This window comes from Methylomonas sp. LW13 (assembly GCF_016865255.1).
Classification (GTDB): domain Bacteria; phylum Pseudomonadota; class Gammaproteobacteria; order Methylococcales; family Methylomonadaceae; genus Methylomonas.
In genome coordinates this window covers 335229-361503 of record NZ_CP033381.1, presented here as the reverse complement: position 1 = coordinate 361503, position 26275 = coordinate 335229, and the positions used below count along the sequence as shown (strand labels likewise).

The 26275-nt window shown below is 46.3% G+C and carries 21 protein-coding genes; 11 read left to right on the top strand and 10 right to left on the bottom strand.

Translation table 11 applies throughout. The features are described 5' to 3' along the window. The first annotated feature begins 232 nt into the window (after nucleotides 1-232). The 3 genes from JL719_RS01550 (at nucleotide 233) to JL719_RS01540 (ending at nucleotide 3672) form a co-directional block, all read left to right on the top strand. The gene (locus JL719_RS01550; RefSeq protein WP_033158181.1) at nucleotides 233-1465 is read left to right on the top strand and encodes an NADP-dependent isocitrate dehydrogenase; all 1233 of its coding nucleotides are present in this window, start codon (nucleotides 233-235) and stop codon (nucleotides 1463-1465) included. Between the two features lie 135 nt (nucleotides 1466-1600). Then, nucleotides 1601-2260 carry a response regulator gene (locus JL719_RS01545; protein WP_033158182.1) on the top strand — a complete coding sequence of 220 codons (660 nt, stop codon included), beginning with the start codon at nucleotides 1601-1603 and terminating at the stop codon, nucleotides 2258-2260. Beyond that, nucleotides 2260-3672 (top strand): ATP-binding protein, encoded by a 1413-nt coding sequence (locus JL719_RS01540; protein ID WP_033158183.1) that lies wholly within the window; start codon nucleotides 2260-2262, stop codon nucleotides 3670-3672. The genes JL719_RS01545 and JL719_RS01540 overlap by 1 nt, the downstream gene beginning before the upstream one ends. Nucleotides 3673-3828: 156 nt before the next feature. On the opposite strand, the gene JL719_RS01535 is transcribed toward JL719_RS01540, so the two are convergent. Then, nucleotides 3829-4425 (bottom strand): CHRD domain-containing protein, encoded by a 597-nt coding sequence (locus JL719_RS01535; protein ID WP_033158184.1) that lies wholly within the window; start codon nucleotides 4423-4425, stop codon nucleotides 3829-3831. A 357-nt stretch (nucleotides 4426-4782) separates the two neighbouring features. Between JL719_RS01535 and JL719_RS01530 the strand changes: the two genes are divergently transcribed. The 5 genes from JL719_RS01530 (at nucleotide 4783) to gltA (ending at nucleotide 9868) form a co-directional block, all read left to right on the top strand. Next, nucleotides 4783-6003, top strand: a complete 1221-nt coding sequence (locus tag JL719_RS01530; protein WP_033158185.1) for a sialidase family protein — start codon at nucleotides 4783-4785, stop codon at nucleotides 6001-6003. A 23-nt stretch (nucleotides 6004-6026) separates the two neighbouring features. Then, nucleotides 6027-6404 (top strand): copper resistance CopC family protein, encoded by a 378-nt coding sequence (locus JL719_RS01525; protein WP_033158186.1) that lies wholly within the window; start codon nucleotides 6027-6029, stop codon nucleotides 6402-6404. Nucleotides 6405-6431: 27 nt separating this feature from the next. Continuing rightward, a complete protein-coding gene (locus tag JL719_RS01520; RefSeq protein ID WP_033158187.1) occupies nucleotides 6432-7100 on the top strand; it encodes a hypothetical protein in 669 nt (222 codons plus the stop codon). Between the two features lie 17 nt (nucleotides 7101-7117). Next, the gene (locus JL719_RS01515) at nucleotides 7118-8224 is read left to right on the top strand and encodes a HupE/UreJ family protein (RefSeq protein ID WP_225892970.1); all 1107 of its coding nucleotides are present in this window, start codon (nucleotides 7118-7120) and stop codon (nucleotides 8222-8224) included. A gap of 348 nt (nucleotides 8225-8572) precedes the next feature. Beyond that, nucleotides 8573-9868 (top strand): citrate synthase, encoded by a 1296-nt coding sequence (gene gltA / locus JL719_RS01510; protein WP_033158189.1) that lies wholly within the window; start codon nucleotides 8573-8575, stop codon nucleotides 9866-9868. Between the two features lie 262 nt (nucleotides 9869-10130). On the opposite strand, the gene JL719_RS01505 is transcribed toward gltA, so the two are convergent. Together JL719_RS01505 and JL719_RS01500 are read right to left on the bottom strand one after the other, a co-directional pair. Further along, on the bottom strand, nucleotides 10131-10910 hold the full coding sequence (locus JL719_RS01505) for a WecB/TagA/CpsF family glycosyltransferase (RefSeq protein WP_033158190.1): 780 nt from the start codon (nucleotides 10908-10910) through the stop codon (nucleotides 10131-10133). Between the two features lie 525 nt (nucleotides 10911-11435). Then, nucleotides 11436-12056, bottom strand: a complete 621-nt coding sequence (locus JL719_RS01500; protein WP_033158191.1) for a hypothetical protein — start codon at nucleotides 12054-12056, stop codon at nucleotides 11436-11438. A gap of 400 nt (nucleotides 12057-12456) precedes the next feature. On the opposite strand from JL719_RS01500, the gene JL719_RS01495 reads away from it, so the two are divergent. From JL719_RS01495 to JL719_RS01485, 3 genes are all read left to right on the top strand, one after another. After that, nucleotides 12457-12627, top strand: coding sequence for a hypothetical protein (locus tag JL719_RS01495; protein ID WP_165385907.1), 171 nt, complete (start codon nucleotides 12457-12459; stop codon nucleotides 12625-12627). Between the two features lie 814 nt (nucleotides 12628-13441). Next, a complete protein-coding gene (locus JL719_RS01490; RefSeq protein ID WP_033158192.1) occupies nucleotides 13442-15550 on the top strand; it encodes a right-handed parallel beta-helix repeat-containing protein in 2109 nt (702 codons plus the stop codon). A 423-nt stretch (nucleotides 15551-15973) separates the two neighbouring features. Further along, nucleotides 15974-18055, top strand: a complete 2082-nt coding sequence (locus JL719_RS01485) for a right-handed parallel beta-helix repeat-containing protein (protein WP_084153386.1) — start codon at nucleotides 15974-15976, stop codon at nucleotides 18053-18055. Between the two features lie 63 nt (nucleotides 18056-18118). On the opposite strand, the gene JL719_RS01480 is transcribed toward JL719_RS01485, so the two are convergent. The 7 genes from JL719_RS01480 to JL719_RS01450 form a co-directional block, all read right to left on the bottom strand. Beyond that, complete coding sequence (locus JL719_RS01480; RefSeq protein WP_033158194.1) at nucleotides 18119-19276, bottom strand: glycosyltransferase family 4 protein; 1158 nt, start codon at nucleotides 19274-19276, stop codon at nucleotides 18119-18121. Nucleotides 19277-19371: 95 nt separating this feature from the next. Continuing rightward, nucleotides 19372-20502, bottom strand: coding sequence for a glycosyltransferase family 4 protein (locus JL719_RS01475; RefSeq protein WP_033158195.1), 1131 nt, complete (start codon nucleotides 20500-20502; stop codon nucleotides 19372-19374). A gap of 14 nt (nucleotides 20503-20516) precedes the next feature. Further along, nucleotides 20517-21617 carry a glycosyltransferase family 4 protein gene (locus JL719_RS01470; RefSeq protein ID WP_033158196.1) on the bottom strand — a complete coding sequence of 367 codons (1101 nt, stop codon included), beginning with the start codon at nucleotides 21615-21617 and terminating at the stop codon, nucleotides 20517-20519. Nucleotides 21618-21664: 47 nt separating this feature from the next. Continuing rightward, complete coding sequence (locus tag JL719_RS01465) at nucleotides 21665-22741, bottom strand: class I SAM-dependent methyltransferase (protein ID WP_033158197.1); 1077 nt, start codon at nucleotides 22739-22741, stop codon at nucleotides 21665-21667. Between the two features lie 333 nt (nucleotides 22742-23074). Further along, nucleotides 23075-24229: an acyltransferase family protein gene (locus JL719_RS01460; RefSeq protein ID WP_129871321.1), complete on the bottom strand. Its 1155-nt coding sequence runs from the start codon at nucleotides 24227-24229 to the stop codon at nucleotides 23075-23077. Then, nucleotides 24168-25034 (bottom strand): glycosyltransferase family 2 protein, encoded by an 867-nt coding sequence (locus JL719_RS01455; protein ID WP_033158199.1) that lies wholly within the window; start codon nucleotides 25032-25034, stop codon nucleotides 24168-24170. The genes JL719_RS01460 and JL719_RS01455 overlap by 62 nt, the downstream gene beginning before the upstream one ends. Before the next feature lie 14 nt (nucleotides 25035-25048). Then, on the bottom strand, nucleotides 25049-26275 hold the full coding sequence (locus tag JL719_RS01450; RefSeq protein ID WP_203531404.1) for an O-antigen ligase family protein: 1227 nt from the start codon (nucleotides 26273-26275) through the stop codon (nucleotides 25049-25051).

Genomic DNA, 26275 nt, shown 5'->3' with positions numbered 1-26275 from the left:
TTGAAGAAAAACGGTGTTGCCGGGTAAAGGCTATTGCTAAAACCCTGTACAGAACAATGTCTTACGGCAGCATGCGTAGACGCTGCCTGGGCAGTATAGCCTAGTTTTTGCCGTGATTCGATTAATGCGAGACGCGCTGCAGACAGAGCCGAGCAAGCCGTTAAACATTCCGTGCTTCAGGGGTAGGCAGGCTATACTGAAGGCCTCTTTTAGCGATAGGTGAGGAGCCGTTATGAAGAAAATATCCGTCAAAAATCCGGTGGTGGAGATCGACGGCGATGAAATGACCCGCATCATCTGGCATTTCATTAAAGACAAATTGATTCTGCCTTACCTAGATCTGCAAATCGATTATTACGACTTAGGTATCGAGCAGCGCGATGCTACCGACGACCAAGTCACCATCGATGCGGCCCACGCCATTCAAAAGCACGGCGTTGGCATCAAATGCGCAACCATCACCCCGGACGAAGCGCGGGTGGCAGAGTTTGGATTGAAAAAAATGTACAAATCACCGAACGGCACCATTCGCAACATCCTGGACGGCACCGTGTTCCGCGAACCGATCATTTGCAAAAACGTGCCGCGCTTGGTGCCGAATTGGACCCAGCCGATCTGCATCGGCCGGCATGCGTTTGGCGACCAGTACCGAGCCACCGATTTCGTCACCAAAGGCAAAGGCAAGCTAAAAATCAGCTTCATGCCGGACGGCGGCGGCCCGGAGCAAAGCTTTGAGGTCTATCATTTCGAAGGCGACGGCGTCGCGTTGGCGATGTACAACACCGACGAGTCCATCGCTGGTTTCGCTCGCAGCTGTTTCAATGTGGCCTTGGATCGAGGCTGGCCGCTGTATCTTTCCACCAAAAACACCATCCTGAAAAAATACGATGGCCGCTTCAAAGACATCTTCGAAGAAATCTACCAAGCGGAATACAAAGCCTTATACGAAGCCAAAGGCATTGTCTACGAACATAAACTGATCGACGACATGGTGGCTTCAGCCTTGAAATGGAACGGCGCCTTCGTTTGGGCCTGCAAAAACTACGATGGCGATGTGCAATCCGACACGGTGGCCCAAGGTTTTGGTTCACTGGGTTTGATGACCTCCACCTTAGTCACGCCAGATGGCAAAACCATGGAAGCCGAAGCAGCTCACGGCACCGTTACCCGCCATTACCGCATGCATCAACAGGGTAAGAAGACCTCGACCAATCCGATTGCCTCGATTTTTGCCTGGACGCGCGGTTTGGCGTTTCGCGGCAAACTGGACGGCAACGCCGAGTTGATCAACTTCTGCGAAACCTTGGAAAAGGTCTGTGTCGATACCGTCGAGGCCGGGCAAATGACCAAGGATTTGGCCTTGTGTATCTACGGCGATGATTTAAACGACTCGCATTATTTAACGACCGAGGATTTTCTGGAAGCTTTGCGAGCCAATCTGGAACGCAGCCTTTCGGCGTCATGAGGCTTTTGCCGTTCGCTGGGTTTTAGTTGCAATCCCAGCGAACTTTTAAGTTGCTTACTCGCTCACAGAACACTGAGAAATCATTGCTACAATCCAGGCTAAGTTAATCACTCAGCCCATAGGTACACAAACATCATGCGCTTATTATTGGTAGAAGATGACGCCATCCTTGGTGATGGTTTAAAAGCCGGCTTGACGCTGGAAGGTTATGCGGTGGATTGGTTAATCGACGGCGCGCAGGCCGACGAGGCGCTGAAGTTGAACCACTATGATCTGGTGGTGTTGGACTTGAACTTGCCGCGCATGGACGGAATGAGCGTGTTGAAGAACCTGCGCCGGCGCAAGGACAGCACCCCGGTTTTGGTCTTAACCGCCCGCGAAGGCGTCGCCGAACGGGTGGCCGGTCTGGACAATGGCGCCGACGACTTTGTCACCAAACCGTTCGACCTAGCGGAAATTTGCGCGCGCTTACGCGCATTGGCCCGCCGCCACGATGGTCATAGCCTGCCAGTGATCGAACATAAAGGCGTTACCATCGATCCCGCCGCGCACCAGGTGTATTTCAACGGCAAGCCGGTTGATCTGGCGCAAAAAGAATTTGAAGTGCTGAGTTACCTAATGGGACATATCGGCCAGGTTATTTCCCGGGCTCGTCTGGAAGAGTCGCTCTACGCCTGGGGCTCGGAAGTGGAAAGCAATGCGGTGGAAGTACATATTCACCATCTGCGTAAAAAACTGGATAGCAACCTGATTCGGACCATCCGCGGGGTCGGTTACATCATCGACGAGAACTGATGGTCAAACATTTTCGTCTGGCGCCACGCTCCCTGAAAAAGCAGCTGCTGCTGTCGCTCCTAACCTCGCTGTTGTTGGTTTGGGGCGTTACCGCCTACTTCAGTTACAAACAAACCCGCGACGAAGTCACCGAACTATTCAACGCTGAATTAGCTCAATCGGCACGGGTGGTACACGCCTTTGTCGAGAATATGGTCCGGCAACGTGCACTGACCAAACTCTGGGAGCGCGACAAAGCTCCAGAACTGTTCGACACGCCCATCCTCGGCCACAAATACGAACGCAAAATTGCCTTTCAATTACGCTCAGTGAAAGAGGGGCTGGTGTTGCGCTCGGAAAGCGCGCCGGAATTTGCCTTATCCTTGACGCGAAACGGCTACAGCGAAACCATGCTGTATGGTCAGCTTTGGCATGTATTTAGCCTGAGTACCGAAAACGGCAATTATGTGATTCATGTCGGTCAGCGCGACGATATTCGCCGGGAATTGGTGGAAGGCATCGCCGGCCAGCAAGTGATTGGTTTTTTGATCGCATTGCCGATATTGGGCATGATGATCTGGTGGATCGTCAGCCGCACCTTGTCGCCGGTCAACCAGGTCAAGGAGCAATTGGCCAGCCGGGCAGCCGGCTTTCTGCAACCGCTGTCGGTGGATAATCTGCCGGACGAAGTATTACCGGTGGTCACGCAAATCAACAGCTTGTTTGCGATGCTGGAACAGGCTTTTGCCAACGAGCGCAATTTTACCTCCGACGCTTCCCACGAACTGCGCACGCCCTTGGCTGGTCTGTTGACGCAAATTCAAGTGGCGCAAAAAACCACCGATACACAGATGCGCGATCAGGCTTTGCAAAAAGCCCAGCAAGCGGTATCGCGGATGACGCATACGGTGCAACAATTGCTGACTTTGTCGCGAGTGCAGCATCAGCAGGCCGGGATTGCCAAGCAGTCCGTTGATGTTAACCAGGCCTTGATAGAGGTGATTTCCGATCTGGATCACGCCGCCCGCGATAAGCGTATCGATATTGAATTGCAAGGAGAGCCGGCTCTAGTGATCGTCGCCAATCCTCAGTTATTTCAAGTGTTGTTACGCAACTTGATCGATAACGCCATTAAATATTCTCCGATTGAAGGGCATATCAAAGTAGCTTGTCGCCGCGAAAACAAGCGCTTGCAGCTGACTGTGGACGACAGCGGCCCCGGTGTTGCCGACGACGATTATCAGCGCATCACGCAGCGCTTTTACCGTTGCGTGGAAACCGCCAATAGCGTTGAAGGCAGCGGCTTGGGTTTGTCCATCGTGCAGCGGATTGTGGCGTTACATGCGGCGGATATTGATTTTGCCAAGTCGGAGCTGGGTGGTTTGCAAGCACGGTTACACATGGATTTGGCCGGTTCTGCGCCTGTGAAATAGAGGCAAATTTATTCGAATCAACTGACGCCCAAGAATATGCTTGCAGCAAGACGAATGCAGTTTTGAAGAGCCAGCAGATTATCTTGCGGTCTCGTAAGTCGGGTTAGCTCGATAGCGCGTAACCCGACATTTCAACTAATGCCTAATCGGTTGCTTTTAAACTTGTCTACGACAGCGGCTTAACGAGAACACACCGACTACGCTGCCAAATAACCAAATTGCAGCCGGCAACGGTACTGCGGCCGGTTGCAAAAATCCGCGAATCTCGCCGCCGGGAAATAACGAAGTATGAATGTTGAGATAGGCTTTGCCCGCCTCCGCGCCAACTAGTAGCGCATTCAGGGCACTGCTGACGGTACCGCCGTTATTGGTGATGAATGTCGCGTTATAGCTGCTGGCAAGGCTAAGATCGAATGTTTGGTCCATACTGCCGGATGTTACGCCCAAAGGAAATCCAACAAAGCTTGGCGTTTGACTAGCGACCCCGGCAGTCGCCGCGCCCGCAACGGAAGTGCAGCAATGAATGTGAGCGGCTGTGGTATTGCCCTGCAACCCACTGAAAGAAAAATTAACCCGCATGGTGACCAAGTCCAGATCGAAAGTGACTGTACCGCTGCCAAAACCTAAAGAGCTATTGGGCGGCGCTTCGTTTGGCCCGGATAAAACGACGGCATAACTAAGTTCGTGAGCTGCCACGCCAATACTGGTTAAACTTGCCGATAGTAACGCTAGTAACAACATAATGCTTTTCATGTAAATCTCCCTAAATACCAATGCAAAATTAAAAGATTTTGTGTCAAAAAAACGTCTGCCAAATATCTCAGCCCGCTACCTTCCCCCGACAAGGCGATGGGATTGTCACTTGCTTTAATAGGTACGGTCAATCATACAATTTTTAAGTTTTTCAATGGCTAGCCATTAAACCAAGTGGGCTGGCGGCAATGCCGGGATAGGGCGATTTGGCCTTCAAACGGCGGACCGAAATTTGATCGACGCGGCTGCTATCCATTGGACTCCTGCATTGCTCGAAGTTGCGGGTGTTTCCCGGTTCTGATTTGCGCGCCAATATGATCTAATCATCGCCTTTTTTGTCAGAGAGGCGTCATACCCATGCCGAACTTGAAGGCTATATACTTGAGCGTTGCCGTGCTCACCAGCTTGGCGTCGTTTGGTTGTGGCGAGCAAAAACTTGTTACGGCGAAGCTGGCTTTAGATCAAAGTGTTCTCAGTCCTATCGACGCCAAAACGCTAGGTTTACAAAATTTGGTCAGTTTCGATGTGTATGTCGACAGGCAGACCGTGCATGCCGCCTTCGTCGCGACACCAACCGGCAGTAAGCAACCTTATATAGGCTATCTGCATTCCGAAGACGGCGGATTGCATTGGTCGCAGCCCAGCGCTTTGAGTCCGCAATTTAACCAGCCCGTAGAGGCGAAAGTCGGTAACGATATACAAATTGCTGCCGCCGGCGACAAATTGCTAATCGTCTGGCAAACTACCGGCGAATTGCCGGGCATGGGGCCGTTATTTGCGATTTATTCCAATGACGCCGGCAAAACTTGGCAGCAAGGTGTCAAGCCGACCGGCAGCGATGCGGATCAGTCCCATCATGAATTGCTGGCAGATCAGGAAGGTCGTTTTCATGCTGTCTGGTTGGATGATAGGGACGAAAACGGTTATCAGGGGGTGCGGTATGCGCGCAGTAGCGATGTCGGTAAGAGTTGGGAATTGGCACAGACTATCGACGATTCCAGTTGCTCGTGCTGTTGGAACCGCATGATTCTGGGTGCAGACGGTAAATTGAATACGTTGTATCGGGATATGAAGCCGCGCGACATGGCGCTGGCGCAAAGCGCCGATGGCGGCGCCAGCTGGCAACGGCTGAGCACCGTGGGTGAGTTCAACTGGATTTTCGACGGTTGTCCGCATAACGGTGGCGGCCTGGCTGTGGCCGGCGATGGTTCCTTGCATAGCCTGGTGTGGACCGGCGCGGAAAATCAGGTGGGGCTGTATCATATGCAGTCCGCCGATGGCGGCAAAAGCTGGGCGCCACCGCAACGCTTAGGCGAGGCCGGCGCGTTTCATGCGGACATCGCGTTCGGCGCCGGGCGCTTAGTCGCGGTGTGGGATGCACTGGGGCCGGAAGGCTCTAAAGTGTTTGTCTCGGAATCCGTCGATAATGGCGAACATTGGTCGGCAAGTAAGTTGCTATCATCCGCCGGCGCTTCGGCGACCTTCCCGCGCATCGTCGCCACGCCGACGGGCTTGTTGGCAATGTGGTTAGAGCAAACGCCCACCGGCAAGCAATGGTCGGCGGCGGTTTTACAATGATTTTTATACTTTAAGAGGTGGTCATGCCCAAGTTAGACATAACAAAAATAATAAAACCCGGCTTGTTGGCGCTCGCGTTATTCAGCCCGGTCTCAGTATTTGCGCACGCGATTCTAGTGAAATCGCAACCCGCCAAGGACGAGACCGTCACCGAATCGCCCAAGCAAATCGACCTGTGGTTTAACGACGCAGTCCGCAGCGAATACAAAGCCCTGGCCGTCATCGACAGCACCGGCAAGCGGGTGGATAACCACGACGTCGCGCAAAGTCTGACCAATGGTGCCAATATCTACGCCACTGTGCCAACACTGGCGCCGGGCACCTACACTATTCGCTACCGCGTGGTTTCCGAGGACACTCACATAGTCACCGGTAAATTCGAATTTACCGTCAAACCCTAGTCTGCATTCTTCCATCGGTTTATTTCTATGAATATTCAGCGACTTCCCGTCTTTTTTATCGCCGGGCTCGTGGCCTGCGTGGTTTTACTCAGCGGTTGCGACAAACTTGGCTTCGGTACCAAACAATCTAATGCACTGGGCAATCGTCCGGATTTGGATTGCATCATCGCCAACGATTTTTACGCGGTGCACTTCAGCGCTTATCTGCAGCCGGATAAAAACGATAAAAATCCTGATCCTAAAGCTGCTTTTGTGCCGTTTTGTCAGAAAATCCCCAGAGCCGGCAAGATGTTTTTCACCGCCGATTTGATCGACCGCGATATTCGCGCCACGCCGATTGGCATTAAATTGGTGGAAGTGGAAAAAACCGGCCAGAAAGCGCCGGATGATGTGCGCGAAATCCGCACAGTCGCCGAAATCCCGTCCAAACTTTATCCGAAAGGCGCGGTAGAAGCGCAAGCCGATGTGGATAAAACCGGCGATTATGTGCTGTATCTGTTGATCGGCGAAGCGATGGAAGACGATGATAAATTCCGCATTGCGCTGGAAGTGGGTGTCGATCCCCAGGGCGCCGATTTACCACTAGTGGCAATAGGTGGCGTGGTGGCCTTGGTGCTGCTGGTGCTGGGATTTTTGGTTTACCTGCACAAACGTAGAAAAGCCGCGCAAATCAATGGTAATGGGGAACAGCCCTAATGACGAGCGGATGGAAAATGCTTAGGCTGTTTGCCTGCTGGCAATGCCTGCTGCTGGTTTGTTTGCTGCTGCCATCGGGCTGGGCAGCGGCGCACGCCCCTGGCCTTAGCTCAATCGATGTGACTGTCAAATCCGACCAAGTTATCGCTAAATTGACCTTTGCCCTGCAAGACATCGAAGCCTTTGCGCCGATGGACAGCGACCTGGATGCGGAAGTCAGCGCCGCGGAGCGCGAAGCGGCCAAGCCGGACATCGCCAAAATGCTGGCTGCGCAGTTGCGGGTTAATATTGATAGCGTTGATGTGCAAGCCGTGGCGCCGGGGGCTGTCGTTTACGACGAACAGAACAACGCCCATGTCGAATTTATTTTTCAATCTGTGCCGCACCAACAGTTACAGGTGCAATCCAAGTTATTGGCCTGGCTACCTGACGGGCATCAGCAGTATGTCACGGTGCGCGACGCCGCCGGTAAAACGCTAAGCGAGAAAATGCTAAGCAGGGCCGACGACCAGTTGCAATGGGCATTGTCTCCTGCCGATCAATCCGTGGCGCAAAACGATTCCCGATTTTCCGCGTTTGCCGATTTTTTGAAGCTGGGCATCGAGCACATCCTCACCGGTTACGACCACCTGTTATTCCTGTTTGCCTTGCTGGCAGTCACGCATAGTTTCTGGCCGGCGATCAAGATCGTCACCTTCTTTACCATCGCCCATTCCATCACCTTGGCGTGTGCAGGGCTGAACATCATTGAGCTACCCAGCAGCTTCGTCGAACCGGTGATTGCGTTGACCATTATTTACGTGGCAGTGGAAAACATCATGCGCGGCGACCACCCCAAGGGCCGGCAATGGCTGACCTTCGGCTTTGGCTTGATCCATGGCTTTGGCTTTGCCAGTGTGCTGCGGGAAATGAATATTTCCAGCGGCGACACCGGCATCTTATTGCCCTTGCTGTCGTTTAACCTAGGCATAGAAACCGGCCAAATCGCGGTGGCATCGGTGGTGTTGCCTATCATCTGGTGGCTAAACAACAAGCCTGCATTTGCCGAGAAATTCTTGAAAGGTTGTTCGGCCATGGTAGCCTTGATGGGGGCCTATTGGCTGTTGGAGCGGACGGTTTTGTAAACCGCCCTTGAGGGGGGGGGCCTAGCATCAGAAGAGGCAAACACCGAGTTGCCCCAGAATTTTAGCGATTCCGGGACGTCTTGAATAGCCAAGACCATTGACGTCTGCAAAGACGCCTGCGCCCTCAACTGTGACAGCGCAGGCAACGGGTTTCGCATTGCGCTACCCATCCTCGAAATTTGCCATCCCAGTCCCTTAGGCCGGGTAGCGCAACGCGAAATCCATCAATCAGGCCCTCGTTTTTCGTTAAATTGTAAACAATCCCGATCTAAAGCTGTGTTTATTCGCTATTTGCAATAGAATACAAACCATCCCCTTCTCAACAGCTAGCTCTCCGGAGAATTTGACATGACTGATAAAAAAGTGACGTTAAAACAGGAAGACCAAGACCGCGTAATCGAATTACCGGTCACACCCGGCACCATGGGTCCGTCCGTCATCGATATTCGGTCTTTATACGCACAGACCGGCCATTTTACTTACGACCCCGGCTTTACCTCCACCGCCAGCTGTACGTCAAAAATCACCTTCATCGACGGCGACGCCGGCGTACTGTTGTATCGGGGCTATCCCATCGAACAACTGGCGGAAAAATGCGATTTTCTGGAAGTCTGTTATCTGCTGCTGAACGGCGACCTGCCCAACGGCTCGGAAATGAAAGGCTTCGTCACTACCATTAGCCAGCATGTGATGGTGCACGAACAGCTGATCAAATTTTACAGCGGCTTCCGCCGTGACGCACACCCGATGGCGGTATTGGTGGGTGTAGTCGGCGCACTGTCGGCGTTCTATCACGAAGTAATGGACATCAACTGCAAGGAAGACCGGTACATCTCCGCCATCCGCCTTATCGCAAAAATGCCGACCATGGTGGCAATGTGCTACAAATACAGCATCGGCATGCCGTTTATCTATCCCAAACGCAAACTGGGCTATGCGGAAAACTTTATGCGCATGATGCACGGCGACCCTGGCGAAGATTATCTGGCCAATCCGGTGTTGGTCAGAGCGTTGGATAGAATCCTGATCCTGCATGCCGACCACGAACAAAACGCATCTACCTCCACCGTGCGACTGGCCGGATCCAGCGGCGCCAACCCTTACGCTTGCGTCGCGGCCGGTATTGCCTGCCTGTGGGGCGCGGCACACGGCGGCGCCAACGAGGCGGTGTTGAACATGCTGGAAGAAATCGGCGATGTGTCGAAAATCGGCGAATATGTCGCCAGAGCCAAGGATAAAAACGATCCGTTCCGCTTGATGGGTTTTGGTCACCGGGTTTACAAAAACTACGACCCGCGCGCCAAACTGATGCGGCAAACCTGCCACGAAGTGTTGGACGAATTGAATCTGAACGACGACCGCCTGTTCAAACTGGCGATGGAACTGGAGCGCATTGCCCTGGAAGACCCATACTTCGTCGAGAAAAAACTCTACCCCAACGTGGATTTCTATTCCGGCATCGTCCTCCGCGCTCTAGGCATCCCGACCGAAATGTTCACCGCCATCTTTGCTTTGGCCCGCTCGGTGGGCTGGATCGCGCAATGGGACGAAATGATCTCCGATCCCGAATTGAAAATCGGCCGCCCGCGCCAGTTGTATAAAGGTGTGACGACTAGGGACGTGAAATCGATTTCTAATCGGTGATAAAATAAATAGTTAAGTCCCCTATCCTTCTGGACAACTGCACATAACTTAAAGACGGGCAGCCCCTTCTCCCTCAGTACCCACTGGGCATAAAGGAGAAGGCTGGGATGAGGGGATCAATAAAGTTCTTTGCCTTATTTATTCTCCTCACCCCAACCCTCTCCAGCAGGAGAGGGGGCTTAACTTAACGGTATTAACTCTAGCTCTCTCCCTTAGTAAGGGGGATTTTTGGGACGTTATTTAGCGCATTGGTTGATGACCTTTAAGAAGCAACCGCCGAACGCTTCAACACTCTAATCTGCAAAAAATCCCAGGCAAAACGTAGTAGAAACACCGGGTTGGTGGAAAAATAACGTTTAACCAGCCGCCTATCCTTAGCCATCCGATAGCACCATTCCAAACCGCTTTTTTGCATCCACAGCGGCGCCCGCTTGATGTGTCCGGAGTGAAAATCAAAAGCCGCGCCCACCCCCAATTGCACCGGCACATGCACTCTGTCCAGATGCGCCGCAATCCATTTTTCCTGCTTGGGCGCGCCTAAGCCCACCCAGAGAAAATCCGGCCTGGCGGCGTTGATCAAATCGACCAATTGTTGATCTTCTTCTGTGGACAAGGGCCGAAACGGCGGAGAATGCCAGCCCACAAGCTCTGCTTGCGGATAACGCTTGCAGATGTTGGCGACCAAATCCGCCAAGACCTCGTCTTTACCGCCGAGAAAAAAATGCCGCCAGCCCAACTGCTGCCCGTGATCCAGGCATTTCAACATCAAGTCCGGCCCGCAAACTCGGGTTTTAATCGGCGCTTGATGCACCAGCTTGGCGTACCAAACCAAAGGCAGCCCATCCATGGTGGATAAGGCTTTGTTGGAAATATCGCGCAACTCATGATCGGTGAGACAGGCCACGGTGGTATGCACATTGGCGATACAGACCTGATGGGCTTGGCCGCTGGCGATCCACTCCTGAAATAGTTGTAACGTAAGCTCGTAATCCAGAATAGGGAAGCGTATTCCGAAAATATCTACTGACTTGATTGCTTGCATTCCGTGCTCCATCGGGCGGTTAATTGAAAAGTGATGTTTTTAATTTTGTCACCCCTAGCATCGCTATATTTGCCTCCGGAGTCAATTCAGAGCAGACCAATTCGACTAAATAAAGGGATACCAATCAAGCGTGCTCGCATTCCCGCCTGCGTGCAATACCGTTAAGTTAAGGATAACCAGCTCCTTCTCCCTCAGCACCCGGGGTATAAAGGAGAACGCTGGGATAAGTATTCTCCTCACCCCTATCCTCTACAGTAGGATAGGGGGGCTTAACTTAACGATATTGACCAACCCTATGGTTTAGCCCAGTAGATACGCGAGAACTTCCGATAGCTATAGGGAACCTCTAAAAATCCCCTCTCCCTATGGGAGAGGGCTAGGGTGAGGGGGTAAATAATGATTTTAACCCCCTCATCCCAACTTTCTCCTTTGTGCCCTGCTGATAAGAGATTTTTAAATTTTTAGCAGTCTCCTATAAGTTTAAGGAGCGCTGCCATAGCTAAAGCGTTCAGAAAACCAGCGCGGTCAAGGTGCACAATTAACCACCAGCTCATCACTATATTGACCAACCTCGGCGTCCTTCAAGATATAAACCGCTGTATAGCGGCGCAGTTCCGGCTTGCCGGCAACCAGTAAAGGCCGGTTATCGATATAAGGCGGTATCGTATCCCTGGCTAAAAACACAAACTCCGCCTCCCCCTCGCGCTGACAATAGATATTGATACCGTCGCTCTTGGATTTAACAAAATTGAGAACCACCACGCCGCCCGTTTGATCTACACCGGTCAAAACCGGTTTAGCGTCGTTAAGCTTGGTGGTATCTTCCGAGCCTATAATGCCGAGCAAATTACCCAAAGCATCGGAATAAGCCGGATGCGCCTTGATGCGTCTGACTAGGGCTCTCACTCGGCTTTCGATATTATTGCGACTGGCAGTTTTAGCCGCCGTGGCATGCCTTGCTGCCGCAGAAGCGGCATTTACTTCGCTGATCTTGGTATGTAACTCCTGATTATCGCTATCGACACTAGCAATATCCTCGGCGGATAAACCAAATTCCGCCTGACGCGCGGCGAGATTGACCTTAAAACGATCATGCCAAATCAATAAATCGCTATCAGGGTGCGGAAAATAATCGGATTTAGCCATTTTGAATTCTCCATATTGTTATCAGAGGGATACCTCAAAAAATTAAGAAACCGCCTTCTCACTCTAGGGGGATGTCGTAAAAAACCGAAATAGCCCCTTCTCCCCCAGTACCCGCGGGGGATAAAGGAGAAGGTTAGGGTGAGGGTATTAAAGCACTAGTTTATTGCCTTCTCACCCTAGCCCGCGCCGTTATGCCCAGTGGGAGCGGGAGGAAACGGGATTTTTAGACGCTTAAAAAACGCAATACCGCACAGACATCGGCGCGGCAGACTTCACCGTAGAGCTAACCAAAATCGACGGCGAAACTCTAACGGCTTAATTAATTCTATATACATTATAAGAAGCTCTACAAGCCTTTGCTGGTGCGGCTAAATGTCGCGTCCGCACTCATGACTAGCTCATGGTTGCCGACAAACCAATGGGCGGCAACCATAGAAAGTTCATCGGCACCCACAAAACACCTGGAGGTACCCACAGAAGGCTCAGCGGTGCCAACAACGCTCCTGGCGGTACCCCCAGACGCTTCATCGGTACCGACAATGCCTCCGGCGTTGCCAATCAAGGCCTGTAGCGTGCCTCCTAGCCCTCTGTGAATACTCCCAAATCGTCCAGATCAGACCAGAAAGCAGGCTTCGGTACACCATTAAGATTTAATTAAAATAAAAAAATGGCTTGGTTATCAAGCCATTATGTTTTAGGCTGTACCTAGCCTCCAATATCATCCGCTTAAAATTCGACACACTTGGCCAGGCTGGAACAGTTAGCTTGATGCACGCATCAACAACACCACACTCGCCAAACCTGACGAATTTACTCATTGGTCGCACATAGCTATAGGGAACCTTTAAAAATTAAAAAATCTCCTTCTCCCCCCGGGAGAAGGTTGGGATGAGGGAATTAAATATGAAATATGTTCATCCCTCACCCTCTCATTTATGCCATGCGGTTACGTAGGAAAAGGGATTTTTAGAGGCTACCCATATAAGCTTGGATGGGCACATAAAAAGCCATTATCGACACATGCAATCGAGATAGGCTGTTACCAACACATTTCAACAGCATGTCAGAACGGTGCGCTTTAGTTCAGATGCTAGCCAAGCGCACCAATTTGGCTCGTCAAAATTTATTAGACCCTGACTGCGGTTGAAAAAGCGGTATTCGTGAGGTTACGTATTTCGTTATTGAAAAGAGCTGCTAGTATTGATTCCGTGTTGGCGATGCAGACTGAATGGAATGGCCCGCAGTTGACCCAATTCTGAAACAATTTCAAAGTATCTTCGTAACCAAGGACCGGAACACTACCCCTCAAATATTAACTGAATTAGCTGACTGTATTCCGTGGTCTGTCAGGCTATTGGAGCATGAGTTAATAAAAGGAGAAAACTATGTTTATTAAACTTGTCATAACTCTAACCTTCGCGACGTTCTGCTCGGCAGCGGCGGCAAAGGATTTCTACGTGTCACCCTCGGGAAGTGACAGCCTAAATGGCCTGTCCCCTAGCGTCAATTTTTGGACGAAAACCGGTCCATTCAAAACCCTAACTCGCGCCCGAAACGCGATTCGGCAATTAAAAGCGGCGGGGAAATTTAATGAAGCGATTACGGTTCATGTTGGCAAGGGAACTTATCAACTCCAATCTTCGCTGGACTTTGATGACAAAGATTCTGGTGAACCAGGTAAGGAAATTATATGGACCGGAGAAAAAGGTGCCAGCATTATTTCCGGTGGCATAACTCTTAAAAATTGCCAACCAATTAGCGGCACTAATCAACATAGAATTTTAAGCTGCCCTATTAGCGCCGATCTCGTCACCGGTATTAAAGGTGAAATCAATGAGCGAATTTCCGGTAATCCACCTGCATTTGAACTTTTTATAGACGGACGTAGAATGCATTTAGCTCGATGGCCGGATAACGATTGGGCACATATAAAATTGCCTCTAAATTTCAAAACTCAATTCAATGTAGTTGAAAAAATACCACAGTTTTTTGGCGACTTAAGTGACGCTCAAATTCATACCTATGCAGGCAATGACACTTTCGACGAATACCTCGGTGTATCGAATATCGACCAGAGCAACAACAAAATCATTTTATCTAGCGAAACGCATGATAACTTGGCAAGTGGCCGCCGGTTTTATTTGCAAAATATCGAAACAGCATTGGACACTCCCGAAGAATGGTTTTTCGATAAAACCAATAACCAAATTTTACTAATACCTCCGGCTGGAACAAAATTAAACAACATTGTTATTTCATCTGCAACTAACCTTTTGAGAGTCAAAGACCTTAGTAACATTAGATTAAGTAACTTAACCTTCCAGTACAGCACTAGCAATGCTATCAATATAAATAGGTCCGACAAATTAATGCTGAATAACCTTGATATAAACAACGTTGCAGGCCAAGCAATACGCTGCCTAACATGTACTAATGTCACGATCCATAACAGCAATATTCATGATGTAGGCCAAGGTGGGATTTTAATGCTAGGAGGGGACAGACCAACGCTTGACCCTTCAGGTAATATTGTCGATAACAATAACATACTTAACTATGACTCTATACTATTCAATAATTCTCCCGCCATATCTATTAGAGGAACGGCCTCTACCGTATCTCATAATATAATAAAAAATGGTAATGGGAATGCGATTATCCTTAACGGAAACGACCATCTGATTGAAAAAAACGATATTTCTCAGATCTGTCAGCAATCGAGCGATTGCGGTGCAATCTATTCAGGTAGAGATTGGACATATCGAGGAAACATCATTCGTTATAACAGCATTCATGATTTTTCTGGCTATCAGTTATATACCGCCACTTTCAATATATCAAAAAATATTATTCAATACGTAAAGGATGGAGCTCGTGGCATTTATCTTGACGATGGCGTCAGCGGCTTCACTGTGTATGGAAATATTTTAGAAAATGCCGGCCAGATGAGCATTCAGATTGGTGGTGGACGTGACAACCGCATTGAAAACAACATTATTAAAACCAACAAATACGCCATTTTAACTGATTATCGCAGCCAACATTATAATTGGTCCATAAACAGACAAACTTTAACATCCATGCCAATTAGCGATACCGTCTGGCAGGTTAAATATCCCGAGCTGAGATTGCCTATGCACAATGACACGTGGCCAGAAGGTAATACCATACGGCAAAATATCATAATCTCTACCAGTTCTAACGGTCAATCCATACGTTATTGGATGCCTAAGGAAACAAATAACATAAGTAATAATCTGGTGTGGCGAGAAAACGGCAACATTAGAGTAGATTACAATGTACTGGATACCGGCGCAGAGAAAGGAGGGAGTCTCTGGGAAGACTGGTTAAGCCAAGGAGTTGAAAAGAATAGCCTGTTTGCCAATCCGTGTTTAACTATAACAGGCAATTCGATTAGTATTTCCTGCGAAAATTCTCCTATATATCAGATAGGCTTTAAGCCTATACCTACGGATATTGGCCCTGTTGAGTAAATTAAGAAATTTAACATATTAACGATTACCTTAAGCGCTCTATCAGAGCGCTTTTTCGGAATTATCATATGTGATATTTAATAGACTTTGCCAACAATACTCAAAACACCATCTATCACAAAATAACTCTAAAAATGCAATAGAATTTGACATTCTCGCCATATCACAAGCCCCATCGCGCGCCACTTAGAAACCAACTATTTTTATTTAAAAAAGATATTTTAAATACCCCCTATTGTAACGAGATACACTCCAGCAATCGTGCAGACAACTATTATATAATAAAGGCCATTCGACTATTTTTTATCACCCACAAGGCTTCTACTTAATTTCAACAAGCCACATAAATATAAATAATATTTTTTAAGACCTCAGACAACACAATATTTCATTTTCACCCATCACTTTTTCGAGCAATCTCAAATGAGAAATAAATCATTTTCTATTATTGCATTGATATGTTTTTCAACCACTTCAACGGCTCTCGACTACTACGTTGCCCCATCAGGAAATGATCAATCTAGCGGATTATCTCTAGACTCAACTTCTACTTCCGGCCCTTTTCAGACACTTTATCGAGCACAACAAGCCATTAGAGATTTGAAAAAAAATGGTCAGTTTAATGAGTCGGTAACAGTCCACGTTCAACCCGGCAAATATACGCTACAAAGACCATTAGAGTTTGATATACGTGACTCTGGCTTCGCTGACCTCGAAATTCGTTGGCAAGGCGAAAATGGACCCACAGTGATTAGTGGCGGCATATCTTTACAAAGCTGCACTGAGGGAGATAATAAAATCTGGAATTGCCCAACTACTAACTTAGCGTTAGATGATATTAAATACTCTGATACAAACCGTAAAAAAGGCAGCATTCCAGGATTTGAGTTGTTTGTAAACCAACATAGACTGCAACTTGCTCGTTGGCCAGACTCTGGCTGGGCACATATCAAAGCACCACTGGATGAGAAAAAAAAATTCAGCAGTTTTGAGAAACTACCCCTCCTACAAAGTGACTTTAGTCGAGTCCAGGCACATATCTTTGCAAGTAACGACTGGTATGATCAATATTTACCAGTATTAGCAATTGATCAAAATCGCAACGAAATAACCTTATCGGCCGACACGACCTTTCCATTAGCCAGTGGTCGACGATTTTACCTGCAAAACATCCTGTCCGAATTGAACAGTAGTGGCGAATGGTTTTATGACAAACCAAACGCAAGGATATTATTCATTCCACCCGATCAAGTTATTCCTGAAAATATTATAGCCTCTTCATTACAAAAGCTTTTATCGCTTAAGGCGGCAAAAAATATTAGCTTTCACAACCTAATATTTCGGCACAGCACGGAAACAGCTATCAGCATATATAATTCAAGCGACATAACTCTCAACAAACTTGAAGTTCATAATGTCGGCGCCAGAGCAATAGAAGCGGTAGACAGCAACAATATTACTATTTCTAATAGCAAAATCTACGATACTGGTGAAGGAGGTATTCTATTAATAGGTGGAAACAGAAAAACCTTACAATCGTCTAATAACCTAGCAATTAATAACCATATCCATCATTTTGGCACCACTATTTTTACTTACTCTCCGGCAATTCGACTGGGAGGTGCAGGTGGCAGTGCCAAACATAATACGGTCGAATATGCGGCTGGTACCGGCATCATTCTTGACGGCAACGATCATTTACTCGAAAAAAATGAAGTAAGTCATGTCTGCGAACAGTCATCGGATTGCGGTGCCATTTACATGGGTAAAGATTGGACTCAACGCGGCAATATCATTCGTTATAATAGTATCCATGATATCTTAGGTTACGGCCTGGAAAGCGTCGACCTCTCCAAAAATTTTTTCAAATATACTGCGCATGGCGCCAGAGGTGTTTATCTAGATGATGCCATCAGCGGCTTTACAATAACCGGCAATATCTTCAACAATGCAGGTGAAATGGCGATCCAACTGGGGGGTGGTCGCGACAATAATATTGAAAACAATCTATTCAATACCGAACAATATGCAATATTGGTTGATAATCGCTGGCCAACTTACAATTGGGAAGAAAACAAAAAACGCTTAAAAGCGGTGCCTTACCAAAGTCAGATTTGGCGTAACAAATACCCGGAACTCGCACAACCAATGGCTCACGAAAACTGGCCTGAAGGCAATAAAATCAGACGTAATGTAATTATCTCCAATAAACGCGGAGGAACAACCCTGAGGTATTGGCTACCGGAACAAAGCAACACACTGTCCGACAATCTCGTATGGAATACCACAGGGCAATTCAATGTCGACTACGATGTACTTGACCGCTTGAAAAAGCGAGCAGGCGCGCCTTGGCAGGATTGGGTTGGTGAAGGCATAGAACACGACAGCATCAATGTTGACCCATGCGTCACTATCGCTGGAAACAGCGCTACATTCTGCGCACAATCACCAGTCAAACAAATAGGATTTCAGATGATCCCGTCAGATATTGGATTAATCAAATAGCATGCCGATTTAAGTTCAGACAACATAGCATCCTCTGCTTACACTAGGTTGTAGAAAACGCTTTTAGGCCATTGCCGCCAGGTAAATGGCCTTCAACTGATTATAGTTGATCTCTGGTGTATACTTTTCCAAATAAGTCGCTCGAGCATTGTTGCCCATCCGCATACATTCATCAGGATGATTGATTAACCATCGCGCCTTTTCGGCAAGTTCGTGCGCATTGCCGGGTTCAAACAGCAATCCAGTTACACCATCCTCGACAATTTCCGCCATGCCGCCTAGCCTGGAAGCCAGCACAGGCAATCCGCGTGAGAACGCTTCTACTAAAACCATAGGAAAACCTTCATACCATTCTGAAGGCATTACCAAAAATTTGGCTTCCCTCATTAGCGCATCAACATCTTCCGCAGACTGAAACCCCAAGTACTTGACTGCGTTTATCCCACCAAGCTGATTGGCGAGCTCCCCGCTCCCAGCAATTCTTAACGGAACAGCTCCATTCAATTGCCGCCAAGATTCAATCAAGGTCTTAATGCCTTTCTCAAGGCTAACCCTCCCTACAAATAATGCATATGCTTGAGCTTGATTTTTACGAATGACAGCCTTGACTTCAGTGACAAAATTGGGTTTAACGCTGATTTTATCCGCAGGAAAACCGGCCTCGATAAATTTGTCTCTCGCAAAATTAGTCAACGCCACAAACCAATTCACCTTATGCTGCCAAGTACCTTGTTTTCGGTGTTTATCTACCATATGCGCAACGACCAGGCTGCCTAATTTCGAGCCACGATAACACCCATAAAGCACTGCCTGGTACGGTGAACCGCTCACACATTGCTCGCAAATGCGTCCATCACGCATAAGCAAAGCGCCTGGGCAGATCAACCGGTAGTTATGCAGTGTTTGTACTACTGGAACGCCTTCGTCAATACAAGCGTCGTATATGGACGGGCTAAGTTGCGGGAAAAAATTATGAGCATGAACCACGTCAGGCTTAAAACCACCTAATAAATCACGAGCACTCTCCCGGCTGGCAACAGAATAACTGGTAGTTAGTGCTGTTTTGATTTTCCCCGTCAAACTCAAGGTCAAGTCTTTATTATTGACACTCCAAAACATTACTTCATGCCCTTGCTCAATCAGCAATTTATGCTCATTGGCAACAACACCATCCTCTCCGCCAGCATGTTGGTAATGATTATGAGCGATTAGAATTTTCATAAAATAATCAAGATTAACTACAAAAAAGGGGGAAGCACTTAGATTGACAAGATCATCACAAATGAGCTGGCGAATTCAAAAGCGGAGATTATGCGCTAAATGCTTTCCAGAAATGCCGTCAATTTTCTTGCGGCGAAATCGCTAGCATATTCTTTGATAAACCGATTTCTAGCTGCTGAACCAGTTACCAACATCCATTCCCGATTTCCCAGAGCCGTTGCAACTATTCGGGCGGCAGCATGGGCATCATTTAGCGGTATCGCTAATCCTCCCACTTCATCGCCCAATATTTCTAAAACACCGCCAACTGGAGCAGCAAAAACTGGACGCCCCCTCGCCATAGACTCGATTAATGTAATCGGTAAATTTTCAATCGTAGCAACATGAATGCAGGCTCTATGCAACGCAATTTGTTGCGCGGCGTTATTAACAAATCCCACAAACCGCACCAAGTCCTCAACTTTTAATGCACGCGCTTTTGCCTCCAACATCACTCTATCTGGACCGTCTCCCACTATTGTCAGGGTCAGAGGTTGTCCCATCTCTCGTAATGCACAAACAATTTCCAAAAGGTATTGTTGATTCTTACGTGTTTCCAGCGTACCAATACTTATTAGATCGGCAACGGCTTCACATTCATCTGGTAAGCCAGGGTCAGGCAAAAAGTTGGGAACCACAACAGAAGGCACTTTCTCAATCTCGGGGATGCGATTAATAAGCTCACCCTTAATAAATTGGGAAACGAAAACCAAGCCATCGACTCGCGGTAATACGCTAGCTTCAAATCGCTGAATAGATCGATAAAGGTAGCCATCTTTTGCAATCAAGCCTTTGCCCACCCACTCATCTGCTTGAGAAATATTAAAATGGGTAACCATCACCACACGCTGACATTCAGATACTCTCGCACTTAGTGCCGCCTCGGCGGATATTGGGCATTGAGCATAGATGACGCAATCCTTTCCGGATTGCAAATATGATCGCAAGGTGTGCTTTAAAAAATGCGCATGCCAATAGCGATACCACCACACACTGAACGCCCCAATCAATAGCTTTCTTACCGCAAATACTGGGTAAACCTGCCAAAGTGGCGCGTTGTATGGAGTAATTAATTCGCTTGGCTGATTTCTTAAATCCAGGTAATCCAAGTAAGCGCGAAAATGCGTCTGCACCCCTGTATCACCTTTCGGGCGCATAATTGTGGCTATCAAGATCGCTCTAGTCATAGTCAAATTAATCCTTATTGCTCAAAATATGCCTGCATTATTGCATTGGTAATACCTAGGGCCGAATTATCGAAGTTATACTCAGCGACTCTAAGTCGACAGTTTTCAGAAAAACACGCATACAAAGTTTGATCGCTGAGCAAAGTAACGGCCGCTTGAGCCCATTGCTCTATGTTCAACTCCCTGATAAAACCATTTTCTCTATCGACAACCAACTCTCCTGCTACACCAGCATTTGGCGAAACAATCACTGGCAATCCGGAAGCACAGGCTTCGTTGGCAACCACACCCCACGGATCCCATTCGGAAGGAAATAGAAAAATCTTGGCGTCTGCATACAGTTTGGGAAGTTCCGCTTGAGTTGCATATCCCAAAAAACGACAATCAACGTATTCGGAAATATTGTCGGCATAGGCGCGCAACTCAGCCTCCATCTCTCCACTACCCACGAAATCAATGGACGCCCTTCGACCCAGCCGAATCGCCGTTTCACGCGCCACTTCAAGAGCAAATATTGGGCGCTTATGTGCGACAAATCGCCCGCAATAAATAAAGTCTTTAGGTTCTGCTGATGAGGTATAAGAAAAACGCTCGTTGTCCGCACAGAGACAAGATTTATAGATACGATTTTCGATTACTCCGTAATTCCTGAACAAGGACTTGCTGCCATCGCAAGCACCGATAAATGCGCTACTAAACTTAAAAACAATACGACGTACTAAACGGTGTATCCAAGAAAGCGACTGCTCTGATTTTGCGGTGCCATCCGTCATGACTATATGAGGGACTCCGTGAGCAATAGCCCAAGCAAAAGAAAACAAAAAGGTCGGAATATAACCCGTAGTTATTACAACATCGGGCCGTAATTGATTGAGTAAGGGCCAGACTCTCAAATCACTATGCATAAATCGCCGCTCCATGGCTCGATAGCGGCCCGTCAAAAAATACGAGACAAAGCCATAATCAGAAGTATTAAGTACAGTATCAATATGAGGAGGCGCACAAAAGATAAGCGCAAGACTTATACCTTCTGCCTGAGCAACTTTACGCCACACGGGAACTCGATAAGGCGCCGGAACATTCGTGACAATGACCGCATTGATCTCCGTTTTCATCAGTATTGTTCCATAATTAAATAAAGGCTTTTATCAACTTCAATTGGTTAAAGTTTCTGAAAATGAATCCATTGCGAATCTCCGCACTTATTTTCTGACACAGCCTTAAAAAGAATACTCATTCTTCCCAACGCATAAACCACTGCACAAACGATACGCAAAAGTTTGCGAAACCTTTCAGAGCGTATCCGCTCAATCAGATTGGCTATAGAAGAAGAATCCTGACTGCACTTTAAATACCGATAGGCAACTTGTTGTTTGAGCGTATCCATCGTATTCATCGGTTCGCCCTGATACTCCAAAACAGTCCAACCGAACGCCGTCCCAATTTTTTCAAAAACTTGCCGATTCCAGCGGCTTATATGGTTAGGAGGCATATCGAGCAAACAGCCATTGATTTCATTGAATTCAATCTGTTCATTATTCGGAACAGTCACAAAAAGATGTGAGTTATTTCTACTTATACGGCTAAGGGTAATGAAAAGCTCCTCAAGACGATCCATGTGCTCTAATACTTGAAACATGCAAATGACATCAAATAGCTTATCAGGCTCGGAAGGATGCAATTCTCTAATGTCTACACTCAGACATTCGATTCCGTATTCTAAAATACGATTTCGTCCATATTCGGAAAACTCCAAACATAGGACATCATCTTTGGCAATGACGTTGGGTGAAAGCCTTCTAACAAAAGCGCCATCCCCCGCACCAATTTCAAGAAGCCTAAGAGGACGTTCCTCATTGTTAGAAGAAACTATAGAAATAGCATCTGCCGTTTTTTGATATTCCCATTTCCATTTTGGGTAACCCGAACGTTCATACGCGAGAGCATAAAAAGTAAAGTCGCCCCCTACGAATGGATACGCAAAAATAAATCCGCAGGTTTTACATTCAACATAATCACAAGTGCATTGTCGCCATAAATCGGCAATATGATTAGTAAGTTTTAAATTGCGAATAGGGTCAACTTCTTTCAGCACAAAGTGCTGAGCCGCCTCTGCAGCGGTTACGGTATAAAGAAGCTCCCCTTCCCTAAATCCACAAACCGGGCAATAGATAGCATTTATTTTGGTTCTCGCGTATACCTGCGTAGCGCTAAAAGCATGATAGTTTCTGTTTCTCATAATTAATAAACCGATAGTTTAAGAAAAACTGCGCTAGAAATTAATACATCAAAGATTTAACCAAATAACTGCTACTTCAAAACAACACCAAACTCCGCAAGCATACTAATAAGCAATCCGAAAAACTATCTCGCCACCCTTCCTATTTCCCGCATATTTCCAACATATAAACCACTTGATTTAGCAATTAATGACTACCAAAACATTTTCGGAGCACTTCCGCTCTCGAATTAGCGAATTAACAAATAACAGTTATCCAACTAGAAATCAGAATTAAAAATTAAAGTTCTAACCAAGATTTCCATAGGTCTATTAAGAAGCGAAAACAACCTTTTAACTTTTGTGAATAACTACAGCGGGCCGCGATATTAATGCACTCAGAAGCTTCAACAGATTTCTTTCTACTAAACTATAAAAACAACAACTGATAAACACGGCGCATACAAACAAAAAAGCTGCACCGCCAAAACTACTAAAAATTGCTACATGATTTAGCTTAACAACAAATTTTAATAAGATTGACAATACAGTTCCATGCAACAAGTAGAGCGAATAGGAAGCATCACCCAAGTAAACGAGTACTTTAGGAACTGAAGTAGGAATATGAAGCGCCCCAAATATAAGAATTGCAGCTGGCAATCCAAACAAATAGACCCTCGCCATTTCGCCAGCAAAGACCGTTGAATCTGATAATCTAAAATAATAAAAAGATGACCATGCTAATGTAAATAAAAAAACACCAATCCAAAAAAACCAAACGGCATACTGACACACTGAGTTCCTTTTATACGCATAGGCTATCAAACAACCCAGTGCAAAATTCAGAATAATTGGATTGACTAGCGAATCAACAGCCAAATATCCGGACTTAATATCGAAAAAATCACAGCTTAAAATCACAACAACCCAAATAAGAAACGTAAAAAACAAATAGATTGGGCTTTTAAAATAAGTAAGGGCGAAAACAATGTAGAAGATAACTTCATAAGTTAGTGTCCAAGCCACGCCCATAACATATTGTTTCTGTGGAAACAATGAAAGCGACCCCAAGATCACCCCAAGATCACCTTTATAAGACTGCTCAGGGGTAGGGGAGACAAAAAACCACCCCACCAAAAGCAAGGTAACAAGCCAATATACGGGGTATATTCTAATAAATCGCTTTTGTATGAACCTATAAAAATCAATTCCAGAACTGGAAGTGTACAAAATAATGAATCCGCTTAATACAAAGAATATATCTACACCAGAAAACCCAGCCATGAATACATTACTAACAAACAAGTAACCTAACCGTTCACTTAACATTTCTGTGCCGTGAAATAGCATCACAGCAATCGCTGCAAATGCTCTAATAGCCTGGAGCGAATCAATCTTGCGCGCAGGTCTTTGCGTAACCATAACTAAAAACAATTTTTGATAACGTTCAATTTCTAATAATAAAGTGCCGACAATAACTACCAGTGATTCGCATAAGATCAATAACAATATAGACTGGAAAAATAATTTTTGGGCAGTTGTTCCAACCGTACCAAAACCTCGCTTTTAAATTGGCCGGGGAGCGCATCCCAGAAAAGTAATTCAGCATATTTTTCATAGAAAACTGCGACAATACTGTAGTTAAACCCGTGGCCTCAATATGGGAAAACACACGACATTTTTTACTGACATAAATTTTAAATCCAGATCTAACAGCCTTGAAAGAAAAATCGTAATCAGCCGCATAATGCGGCAGATGCTTCTCGTCATATAGTCCTATCCTTTGAAATACTGCTATTGGAAATAGCGTGCCTCTGCCAGACGCATGGGTGATTTCGATAACATCGCGATCATTAGCTATATGATCGCGCTCAAAGTCAACTGGCATAGATGTAGCCAGAAGCCAGTTTTGCCGATAACCAATGTCAAAAAGTTCGCCAGTTTTAATGTCATGAATAACAGAGGTAACAATACTATTACGATACTTTTCGCTACAACTAATTAATTGCTTCAAATAATCCGTTGGCAACTCAGTATCGTTATTAAGAGTTAAGAGTAGATCATTTTCCCCGGCATGCTCAAGCACATACTGTATACAAACATTTATCGCGCCGGTCCACCAAAGACTACAGTCTGCACTTAACAAAATGACCTCTGGATACTCGACTTGAATACGCTCAGAAGTTCCATCAGTGGAACCATGATCGCAAATAACAATTTTATAATCATTGTAATCTTGTTTTACCAATGAAGCCAAACACTGCATAGTAAAATCAATACGATTAAATACAGGGATACAGATCCAGATTGCCATATTTTTTAATAAAATTATAAAGACTTAGAAATTAAATTCTTTCCCAGCGCGTCATAATAAGCGACACCGGTAAAAACCATAATAAAAATAAAAATAATACTTAAGCTATTAAAGCCCTTAAATAAGGATGACTCAGCCATATTATGCACCAAAATTGAAACAAAACCCGTATGACATATAACAAAGCTAGAATTACCAATTCTTTTCAAAGCCATTTGCTTAATAAAAACACTCATTAATATCGAAAACATAAGCAGGCCAGCAATTAAACCACCTTTAACCAATACCTCTATATACCCATTATGAAGATGCGACATCAGTATATGATATTTTTTTGTTAAGCCTTCAAGATCATCAAAACCAGAGCCAATAATCGGGTGATCTAATATTGCATCAAGCCCGTTTGCCCACAGCAATGTTCGTCCCGTTAGCGAAGTATCTCTCCCACTTAACGCAAGCGTTTGATTTACGATTTCCGTGGTACTCATATAGACAGTGGTGATAATTAAGCTGCCTAAAAAAGCTATTGAAAATATAACTATTTTTATTGCTGAACTTTTTACGCTTAACAAATGCCAATACGAGGTATAACAGACTGCAAGTATTGAAGCAAGAATACTAGTCATACTATCCGCATGAATAACCGTGTAAAAAGCAATAAGAATGCTAGAAAGTGCCACAATTTTTTCTAACTTGCTTGCACTAAGATAATAAAGATTAACAGCCAGCCATATACACGCGAGTGACAGTCCTCCCAGTTTATTTGGGTGCTCAGTAATGCCTATCCATCGACTTGATGCAAAATCTTTTGTATTTATACCGTACTGTGGAAATTGTAACGCTGCCACAATAGAACAAATTATCAAAACAAAGCACAACCAAAAAACCCATCTAATCAGTCTTAACTGATTGTCTCTATAGGCCAACGCTACCAAAATACAAATTGCCAGCGATGAAAACAAAAAGACCACAAATCTAAACGTATCGACTGGACTGCTTGACCATGCCGCAGATATAAACATGTAAAAGATCAGAATCATCAAGAGGCTGTTTTTCATTGAACATACGAAAAACTCTTTGATGTTAAAACATAAAATGAGCAAGGTCAGCAGAATATAAGCTCTGTGCAGGGGAAACCTTAAGGCTTCGCCATTCATGGTTAGATCAACACCAAAAAAACCCCAGAAAAGATATAGACAAAATACAAATAACGTCAGGCCTTTAAAACGGAAGTTATTCAT

What these genes read in the sequence shown, in the direction of transcription:
- JL719_RS01550 (WP_033158181.1), top strand. Translation starts at nt 233, where the DNA reads ATGAAGAAAATATCCGTCAAAAATCCGGTGGTGGAGATCGACGGCGAT.
- JL719_RS01545 (WP_033158182.1), top strand. Translation starts at nt 1,601, where the DNA reads ATGCGCTTATTATTGGTAGAAGATGACGCCATCCTTGGTGATGGTTTA.
- JL719_RS01540 (WP_033158183.1), top strand. Translation starts at nt 2,260, where the DNA reads ATGGTCAAACATTTTCGTCTGGCGCCACGCTCCCTGAAAAAGCAGCTG.
- JL719_RS01535 (WP_033158184.1), bottom strand. Translation starts at nt 4,425, where the DNA reads ATGAAAAGCATTATGTTGTTACTAGCGTTACTATCGGCAAGTTTAACC.
- JL719_RS01530 (WP_033158185.1), top strand. Translation starts at nt 4,783, where the DNA reads ATGCCGAACTTGAAGGCTATATACTTGAGCGTTGCCGTGCTCACCAGC.
- JL719_RS01525 (WP_033158186.1), top strand. Translation starts at nt 6,027, where the DNA reads ATGCCCAAGTTAGACATAACAAAAATAATAAAACCCGGCTTGTTGGCG.
- JL719_RS01520 (WP_033158187.1), top strand. Translation starts at nt 6,432, where the DNA reads ATGAATATTCAGCGACTTCCCGTCTTTTTTATCGCCGGGCTCGTGGCC.
- JL719_RS01515 (WP_225892970.1), top strand. Translation starts at nt 7,118, where the DNA reads ATGCTTAGGCTGTTTGCCTGCTGGCAATGCCTGCTGCTGGTTTGTTTG.
- gltA (WP_033158189.1), top strand. Translation starts at nt 8,573, where the DNA reads ATGACTGATAAAAAAGTGACGTTAAAACAGGAAGACCAAGACCGCGTA.
- JL719_RS01505 (WP_033158190.1), bottom strand. Translation starts at nt 10,910, where the DNA reads ATGCAAGCAATCAAGTCAGTAGATATTTTCGGAATACGCTTCCCTATT.
- JL719_RS01500 (WP_033158191.1), bottom strand. Translation starts at nt 12,056, where the DNA reads ATGGCTAAATCCGATTATTTTCCGCACCCTGATAGCGATTTATTGATT.
- JL719_RS01495 (WP_165385907.1), top strand. Translation starts at nt 12,457, where the DNA reads ATGGTTGCCGACAAACCAATGGGCGGCAACCATAGAAAGTTCATCGGC.
- JL719_RS01490 (WP_033158192.1), top strand. Translation starts at nt 13,442, where the DNA reads ATGTTTATTAAACTTGTCATAACTCTAACCTTCGCGACGTTCTGCTCG.
- JL719_RS01485 (WP_084153386.1), top strand. Translation starts at nt 15,974, where the DNA reads ATGAGAAATAAATCATTTTCTATTATTGCATTGATATGTTTTTCAACC.
- JL719_RS01480 (WP_033158194.1), bottom strand. Translation starts at nt 19,276, where the DNA reads ATGAAAATTCTAATCGCTCATAATCATTACCAACATGCTGGCGGAGAG.
- JL719_RS01475 (WP_033158195.1), bottom strand. Translation starts at nt 20,502, where the DNA reads ATGACTAGAGCGATCTTGATAGCCACAATTATGCGCCCGAAAGGTGAT.
- JL719_RS01470 (WP_033158196.1), bottom strand. Translation starts at nt 21,617, where the DNA reads ATGAAAACGGAGATCAATGCGGTCATTGTCACGAATGTTCCGGCGCCT.
- JL719_RS01465 (WP_033158197.1), bottom strand. Translation starts at nt 22,741, where the DNA reads ATGAGAAACAGAAACTATCATGCTTTTAGCGCTACGCAGGTATACGCG.
- JL719_RS01455 (WP_033158199.1), bottom strand. Translation starts at nt 25,034, where the DNA reads ATGGCAATCTGGATCTGTATCCCTGTATTTAATCGTATTGATTTTACT.
- JL719_RS01450 (WP_203531404.1), bottom strand. Translation starts at nt 26,275, where the DNA reads ATGAATAACTTCCGTTTTAAAGGCCTGACGTTATTTGTATTTTGTCTA.